The sequence below is a fragment of the Delftia sp. ZNC0008 genome (genome assembly GCF_000799035.1).
Lineage (GTDB): Bacteria > Pseudomonadota > Gammaproteobacteria > Burkholderiales > Burkholderiaceae_C > Comamonas > Comamonas tsuruhatensis.
Map to the genome: position 1 here is coordinate 1 of NZ_JTKZ01000294.1, position 7,678 is coordinate 7,678.

The 7,678-nt window shown below is 68.7% G+C and carries 7 protein-coding genes; all 7 read left to right on the plus strand.

The genetic code is table 11. The annotated features are described in order from the left end of the window. Positions 1-473 (plus strand): RcpC/CpaB family pilus assembly protein (locus tag L995_RS09900; RefSeq protein ID WP_047471302.1); only part of this gene is annotated, 473 nt, incomplete at its 5' end. 25 nt (positions 474-498) lie between these two features. Further along, positions 499-2,010: a type II and III secretion system protein family protein gene (locus L995_RS09905; protein ID WP_047471304.1), complete on the plus strand. Its 1,512-nt coding sequence runs from the start codon at positions 499-501 to the stop codon at positions 2,008-2,010. 4 nt (positions 2,011-2,014) lie between these two features. Next, the gene (locus tag L995_RS09910; RefSeq protein ID WP_016450675.1) at positions 2,015-3,556 is read left to right on the plus strand and encodes a pilus assembly protein CpaE; all 1,542 of its coding nucleotides are present in this window, start codon (positions 2,015-2,017) and stop codon (positions 3,554-3,556) included. A gap of 7 nt (positions 3,557-3,563) precedes the next feature. Further along, positions 3,564-4,886, plus strand: a complete 1,323-nt coding sequence (locus tag L995_RS09915) for a CpaF family protein (RefSeq protein ID WP_047471306.1) — start codon at positions 3,564-3,566, stop codon at positions 4,884-4,886. After that, positions 4,883-5,845, plus strand: a complete 963-nt coding sequence (locus tag L995_RS09920) for a type II secretion system F family protein (RefSeq protein WP_047471308.1) — start codon at positions 4,883-4,885, stop codon at positions 5,843-5,845. The genes L995_RS09915 and L995_RS09920 overlap by 4 nt, the downstream gene beginning before the upstream one ends. 60 nt (positions 5,846-5,905) lie before the next feature. Continuing rightward, entirely contained in the window at positions 5,906-6,910 is a 1,005-nt protein-coding gene (locus L995_RS09925) for a type II secretion system F family protein (protein ID WP_047471309.1), read from the plus strand. 2 nt (positions 6,911-6,912) lie between these two features. After that, on the plus strand, positions 6,913-7,678 hold a 766-nt coding region (locus L995_RS09930), incomplete at its 3' end, for a hypothetical protein (protein WP_047471312.1).

Consider the following 7,678-nt stretch of genomic DNA (forward strand, 5'->3'; position numbering starts at 1 on the left):
GCCAGGCACAGCAGGACAAGGAGTCGTCAGGCTCGCCGCTGCGCCGCGCCAGCGCCGGCGATCAGGCAGGCCAGCGCCCTGAGAACGTGCAATCGGCCGTGCTGGCCGTGCCGCTGGACGATGTGGAGCGCCTCACGCTGGCCGAGAAATTCGGCCAGCTCACCCTGGCGCTGCGCAACCCGGACGACCTGTCCGTGCCCGATCCCAAGCTCTTCGCCGCCCTGCCCGGCGCGCTGCAGCCGGTGGCCGGCCGCCTCAGGAAGGACCAGACGCTGGAGGGTGCAGACCGCGCCTTCGCCGGCCTGCGCATGCAGGACCTGGCCACCGGCGCCGACGCCAGGAACATCCGCAAGCCGGCCGCGCAGCCCATGACGGCCCTCGCGCCCGCCGTGCGGCCGCAGCCGCAGCGGGTCCCGCGCGAACGCACGGTGGAGCTGCACAACGGAGCGGCCGTGCAGATGGTGAACTACTGACAACACACAACAAGAGGGAGATGCCATGAAGTGCAAGAACATCTCGACGGCCGGGGCCACGCCGCTGCAGAGGGCGGTCTGGACGCTGTGCGGCAGCATGGCCTTGCTGGCCTTGACGCCAGCGGTGTCTGCCCCAGCGGACACCGCTGCCGGCCAGGGCATGGCCAACCCTGGTGCCGGCGACATGCTTTCTGGCGAATCCCTGCAGCTGGTGGCCGGGCGCCAGCACCTGATGGCGCTGGCCGACGCCCCGGTCCGCATCGCCGTGGGCGACCCCAATGTGCTGGATGTGAAACTGCTGCGCGCCACGCCGGGCTCCGGCTCCGGCTCCGGCTCCGGCGCCAGTGCCGGCTCCGGCGGAACCGAGCTGCTGCTCACGCCCAAGGCCCAGGGCAGCACCAGCTTGGTGGTGTGGCCCCGCAAGGGCGGCGTTCCCCAGCGCTGGGAGGTTCAGGTCAGAGGCCAGCACCTGCTGCTGGAAAAGCGGCTGGCCTCGGTCCCCGAGCATGCCCAGGCCGTGGCCGAACTGCGCCTGGGCGCGCCCGCCCAGACGCCGCTGGTGGACAACGCGCAGATCGATGTCAGGAGCAACACCGTGCAGGTGGACGTGCAGGTGGTGGAGTTCAAGAAATCCGCCATGAAGCGCGTAGGCGTCAATATCTACAGCGGCGGGCGCAACAACCAGGGCTTCAGCTTCGGCAGCTTCAGCCCCGGCGTGGTCGGCAGCATCAGCACCAATACCAACGGCACGGGCACGGGAACGGGCAATACCGGGTCGGGCGGCACGGGCTCGGGCAACACGGGATCGGGCAGCGTGTCCAACAACACCTCCTCGGCCATTGCCAGCGCCATGAGCCTGGTGATGACCTTCGGCAAGGCCTTCAGCGGCGCCGGCATCGTCACGCAGCTGAGCATCCTCGAGGGCAACGGCATGGCCCGCGTGCTGGCCCGGCCGACCCTGCTGGCACAGACCGGCCAGAACGCCAGCTTCCTGGCCGGCGGCGAGCTGCCGATTCCCGTGCCTGCGCGCGACGGCAACATTGCCATCCAGTACAAGGAATTCGGCATCAAGCTGCAGCTGACGCCCACCATCCTGTCGGACGAGCGCATCGCCCTGAAGGTCTCGCCCGAGGCCAGCGACCTGGACTTCAACAGCGGCGTGACCATCAGCGGCGTCACCGTGCCCGCCATCCGCACGCGCCGCGCGGACACCTCGGTGGAGCTGGCCGATGGCGAGAGCTTCGTCATCGGCGGGCTGGTCAGCCGCGCCACCACCTCCAACGTCAGCAAGGTGCCCGTGCTGGGCGACCTGCCCATCCTGGGCACCTTCTTCAAGAACCTCAACTACACGCAGGAAGAGACCGAGCTGGTGATCATCGTCACCCCGCGCCTGGTCCACCCGCTGCCCGCCAGCACCAACCTCGAAGCCCTGCTGCCGGGCGCGCGCTCCGAGCAGCGCAACGCCGGCAAGGTCTGGCTGCCCTACCTCGCCGGCGGAATGAACCAAGACACCGCCGTACCCGGTTTCTCGTACTGACGACATGACAAGCAAGCCCACCGCAACCGATTCGCCTGTGGACGCCACAGGCTCGCCGGCCATCGGCTCACCCACCTCGCTGGAGACATTGCTGGGTCTGCGTTCCTCGACCTCGCTGGCCGGCAAGCTGCAGCCCGCCACCGACGCGATGGCCCAGGAAAAAGCGCTGCTGGACAAGGCGCTGCTGGACAAGGCGCCACCGGACAGGATGGCGCCGCCCCATGCCGCAGCGGCGTCCGCCGCTGCATCGACTGCCGCGCTGCGCCAGCCGCCACAGCCGCTCGACGATGTGCTGGAGATGGAGCTGCTGTTCATCCATGCCGGCACGCCCGAAAGCGCGCTGGCCCAGTCCTGGATGCAGCGCATGCTGGACGGCACACGGCTGCACGTGGCGCGCTTCCAGGACAACATCACGGAGCAGGTACAGCGCTTCATGCCGCATGCCATCTTTGTGCATTTCGACCCGCTGTCCACCGACGAGGCCGCCCATCTGGCCTCCCAGCTGCACATCTCCCACCCCCACCTGCCCTGCGTGGCTGTGGGCCGCACCAAGTACCCGCAGTGCATGCTGGCCGCCCTGCGTGCCGGCGTGCAGGATTTCCTGGACGTGGACGCGCCCGTGCAGACCGCGCTGCAGACCGTGCGCGAGCTGATCAAGCGCATGCCGGCACCGCAGTCCAGCGCGCCCAGCGCGCCGCTGACGGCCATCCTGTCCGCACGCGCGGGCCTGGGCAGCAGCCTGCTGGTCTCGCACCTGGCCTGGTATCTGCAAAAGCGCCTGCACGGCCGGATCGAGGGCAAAGAAATCAGCGCCAGCGAAATCAGCAACGAAACGCTGGACGGCCTGCTCATCGACCTGGGCAATCCCAGCGGCGACTGCTCCCTGTACATGGGAACGCAAAGCGACTTCGACTTCATCGAGGCCGTCAACAACCTGCGCCGCTTCGACCGGCGCCTGGCCTCCACCGGCCTGTCACGCCACGAAAGCGGCCTGCGCATGCTCACGCTGCCGCGCCAGTCCAGCCGCCTGCGCGATGTCTCGTATGCCGACGTCGATGCCCTGCTGCTGCGCCTGCGCCAGTACTTCCGCCACGTGATTGCCGACCTGGGCGCCGTCGTCCCCACCCACCTGGCCATGCGCGTGGCGCTGCGCGCCAGCCAGGTCTGGGTGGTCTGCGACCAGAGCGTGGCCAGCGTGGTCTCCACCACCGAACTGCTGCGGCAGCTGGACGAGCAAAAGATCGAGCGCGAACGCATGCACCTCATCGTCAGCCGGCACGACAGCCAGCTCGAACTGGAGGCCCAGCAGATCGCCAGGCAGCTGCAGCTGCCGCTGCTGGCCACCATCCCCGAGCGCCGCCGGGAGCTGGCCCAGGCCGTCAACCAGGGCCAGCTGCTGCCCAGCCGCCTGCAGCGGGAGCCCTATGTGCAGGCCGTGGACAAGCTCGCCACCTTGCTGATCACCACCCACCACCAGGCCCATGCGGGCGATCAGGCCGCGCCCGCCCGCGGACTGAACCGTTTCTTCCACCGAACAAGAAGCTGAACGCACCATGACGACCACGGCTTATTCCCATCTGGCGGACGCACAGGCCAGCGAGTTCGAGCAAAGCGCGCTGTTCCTCGACCTGAAGAACCGCACGCACGAGCATTTGCTCAGCCGCATCGAGGAGCTGGGCGCCGAGTTCGGCCGCTGGTCGCAGGCTGCCATCGCGCAGTTCGTGCTGATGGAGCTGGACAGCTTCATCCGCCTGCACTCCGTGCCCGTCAACGAGCAGGAGGCGCTGCAGGTGGCGCGCGCCCTCACGCGCGAACTCACGGGACTGGGACCGCTGCAGCCGCTGCTGGAGGACCCCCGGGTCGAGGACATCCTCATCAACGGCCATGGCAACATCTACGTCTCGCGCGGCGGCGTGCTGCAGCGCGAGACCCTGCACTTCAAGGACGACGAGCATGTGCTGCGCATCGTGCGCCGCATCCTGGCGCCGCTGGGCCGGCGTCTCGATGAATCCAGCCCCATGGTCGATGCCCGCCTGCCCGATGGCGGGCGCATCAACGTCATCATCGAGCCGCTGTCCATCGACGGCCCCTCGGTCTCCATCCGCAAGTTCCGCAAGGACCCGCTGACGCCTTCCGAGCTGGTGCAGCTGGGCACCTTCAACCACGACATCTGCCGCATCCTGGAGATGGCCGTGCAGGCGCGCTGCAACATCCTGGTCAGCGGCGGCACCAGCTCGGGCAAGACCTCGCTGCTCAACGCGCTGGCCAGCTTCATCCCCTCCAGCGAGCGTATCGTCTCCATCGAGGACACGGCCGAGCTGGCCCTCAACCACAACCATGTGGTGCGGCTGGAAAGCCGCCCCGGCGGCTTCGACGGCTCGGGCCACGTCAGCATCCGCGACCTGCTGCGCAACAGCCTGCGCATGCGGCCCGACCGCATCATCGTCGGCGAAGTGCGCGGCGGCGAAGTGCTGGAGCTGCTGCAGGCCATGAACACCGGCCATGACGGCTCCATGGGCACCATCCACGCCAGCTCGCCGCGCGAGTGCCTGTACCGGGCCGAGATGCTGGCAGGCTTTGCGGGCTTCCAGGGCAGCGAGGTCAGCCTGCGCCGCCAGATCGCCAATGCCGTGGACTTCATCGTGCAGATCGGCCGCCTGTCCAACGGCCGCCGGCGCCTGCTGTCGCTGACCGAGGTCACGGGCATGACGGACAACATGATCTCCATGCAGGAGCTGTACCGCTACGAGCCCCAGGTGGGCCCTGACGGGCATGAAATCGACCACTGGGTCTCGCTGGGCATCTCGCCCCACTCGCCCAAGCTGCTGAGCTGGTGGCGCTCGCAGCAGCAGGCCGGCAGCGGAGGCGTGCGATGACAGGCCTGGCACCCGTGATCCTCATCCTTGGCGCGCTGGCCTGCCTGCTGCTGGCACTGGCGCTTTGGGTGATCATGCGCGGGCGCCGCAAGGAGCATGAGCAGTCGATCAAGCTGCACCTGCAGCGCAGCGTCGAAGGCCACAGGGAGGCGATTGCGCCCGCGCTTGCCATGGCCGAGCCTGTCTACAAGCCCGCCGCGCCGCAGCCTGCGCCGGCGCCTGCCGCGGTGCAATGGCTGAACCAGCGCCTGGGCATCCAGTCCTGGGGCATCTCATCCAACACCCTGGCCCTGTTCGCCATCACCGGCCTGGTCCTGGCCCTGCTGGCTGCCAGCCAGGCAGGAGCGGCGGCAGGGCTGGTGGTGGCCGTGCTCTATGCCGTGCTTCTGGGCCTGGGCATCTGGCGGCGGCAGGCCAAGCGCCGCGAAAGGCTGCTGCAGCAGCTGCCCGGCTTCCTGGACAACATGGTCCGCCTGATCTCCATCGGCAACTCGCCCCATGCGGCCTTCCAGATGGCGCTGAACAACGTCCCCGATCCGCTGGGCGATGCCCTGCAGCAGGCGGCGGCCATGCTCAGTGCCTCGCACGATCTGGGGCAGGCCATGGGCCAGCTCGAGCGCAACTGGCGCCTGCCCGAATTCGGCCTGCTGGCCGCCGTGTTCCGCATGAGCGTGCGCTATGGCGGCCGCGCCGACCTGGTGCTCGAGCGCGTGTCGGCCTACATCCGCGACCGCCAGTCCGCCGAGCGCGAACTGCATGCGCTGTCCTCCGAGATCCGCATGTCGGCCTGGGTGCTGGCCCTGCTGCCCCTGGTGGTGGGGACGCTGATCATGGTGATCAACCGGGGCTATTTCATGCGCATGTGGAACGACGACAGCGGCCAGACCATGGTCCTGGTCGCCGCCGCCCTGGAAGCGCTGGGCGCCTTTCTCCTGTACCGGCTGGCCAAGCTGAGGTGAACCCATGACAGCACAGGCACAAGCACACGCCCGCCCACCCGTCTGCGCAAGGAGCCACGCATGAACACGCAGCAACTGTGGATCGCCAGCATCGGCCTGGGCGCTCTGGGATTGGTGCTGTGGGCGTCCACCCTGGTGTGGAGGCTGTGGCGCTCGGCACGCGCCTCCAGCCAGGTCGCCAGGATCCTGCAGGCGCGCGACTCGGAATCGACCACGAAGGCGGCCACGAAGAGCGCCATGCAGGCCAACGACGCGCAACTGCTCAACCCGCTGTCCATCAACGTGCGTTCGTCCGATTCCCCGCAGGCGGTGGCGGCCAACCTGCCGCCACCGGCCTGGCTGCAATGGGGCGTGGCCAAGGCCCTGCTGGCCGATGAGGACCGCAAGCTGCTGGACCAGGCCGGCGTGGGCACGCGCAACGGCAGCATGGCCTATGTGGCCAGCCGCATGGTGCTGTGCGTGGTCCTGCCCCTGCTGGCGCTGGGTGTGCTGCGCCCCGGCGAGAACGCTGCGCTGGTCTACGGCTTTGTGGGAGTGAGCCTGGGGCTCATGCTTCCCAAGTGGTTTCTGCGCTCGCGGGCCAAGGGCCGGCGCGAGCAGGTGGTCGAGGAACTGCCGCTGTTCGTGGACCTGCTGAGACTGCTGCAGGGCGTGGGCCTGAGCGTGGACCAGAGCCTGCAGATCCTGGCCTCGGAGTTCAAGGGCGTGCTGCGCGTCATCAGCGGCGAGCTGGCCCTGGCCAACCAGCTCTACAACACCGGCCGCACGCGCGAGCAGTCCTTCCAGCGCATGGTCAACATGAGCGCGGACGACGACATGAGCGCCATCGTCAACCTGCTGGTGCAGGTGGACAAGCATGGCGGCGCCGTGCAGGAGCCGCTCAAGGAATTCAGCATCCGGCTGCGCGAAAAGCGCCAGGCCAGCTTCAAGGAAAAGATAGGTTCCATCACCGTCAAGATGACGGGCGTCATGGTCCTCACGCTTTTGCCCGCCCTGCTGGTCATCACGGCGGGCCCCGGTTTCCTGGCCGTGATCAGGGCATTGACCACCATGGGAGGACGCTAGGCATGCGACACCACAAAGGCACCCCCGCCGGGCGGACGCCAGCGCTGACAGCACTGACAGCGCGGACAGCCCTGGCCCCCCTGGCCATGGCCCTGGCCCTGGCCCTGGCCGGCTGCGCCGGCAAAGGGCCGCAAGGCTACGGCGCCACCTCTTCGCAGCAGGAGACCGCAGCCCAGGCACAGCAGCAGCTGCAAAACGCCCAGCAGGCCACCCAGGTCGACAACGCCCAGACCTATCTGGACCTGATCACGCAGATGCAGCAGGCCGGCCAGTGGTATGCATCGCTGGCGCATACCGAGGCCTTCGAGCAGCAATACGGCACGCAACCGGAATCGCGCCTGATGCGGGCCGACGCGCTGCGCAACACCGGCCAGGCCGAGCAGGCCCGGCAGGCCTACCAGGCGCTGCTGCAGGGCGCCACCACGGCACGCGCGCGGCGCGGCCTGGGCCTGCTGCACGCAAGCCAGGGCGAGTATGGCCAGGCCGTGGAACAGCTGGAGAAGGCGCGCCAGCTCAATCCCATAGACGCCAACGTGCTCAGCGACCTGGCCTACGCCCACATGCTCGACGGCCAGCTGGCCGCCGCGCAGATGCCCATCATGCAGGCCTCGCAGCTGGCCCCGGCCAACGCGCGGGTGCAGCTGAACATGGCGCTGTTCTGGCTGGCCAGCGGCAACGAGACCCAGGCCTCCCAGCTGCTGCGCCAGCTGGCGCAGCCCCAGGCCAAGGGCGCCCTGCCCATGATCGACCAGACCTCGCTGCACGCGG

Bases quoted from the DNA above. Each gene is read 5' to 3' on its own strand.
- L995_RS09905 (WP_047471304.1), top strand. From the start codon at position 499: ATGAAGTGCAAGAACATCTCGACGGCCGGGGCCACGCCGCTGCAGAGG.
- L995_RS09910 (WP_016450675.1), top strand. From the start codon at position 2,015: ATGACAAGCAAGCCCACCGCAACCGATTCGCCTGTGGACGCCACAGGC.
- L995_RS09915 (WP_047471306.1), top strand. From the start codon at position 3,564: ATGACGACCACGGCTTATTCCCATCTGGCGGACGCACAGGCCAGCGAG.
- L995_RS09920 (WP_047471308.1), top strand. From the start codon at position 4,883: ATGACAGGCCTGGCACCCGTGATCCTCATCCTTGGCGCGCTGGCCTGC.
- L995_RS09925 (WP_047471309.1), top strand. From the start codon at position 5,906: ATGAACACGCAGCAACTGTGGATCGCCAGCATCGGCCTGGGCGCTCTG.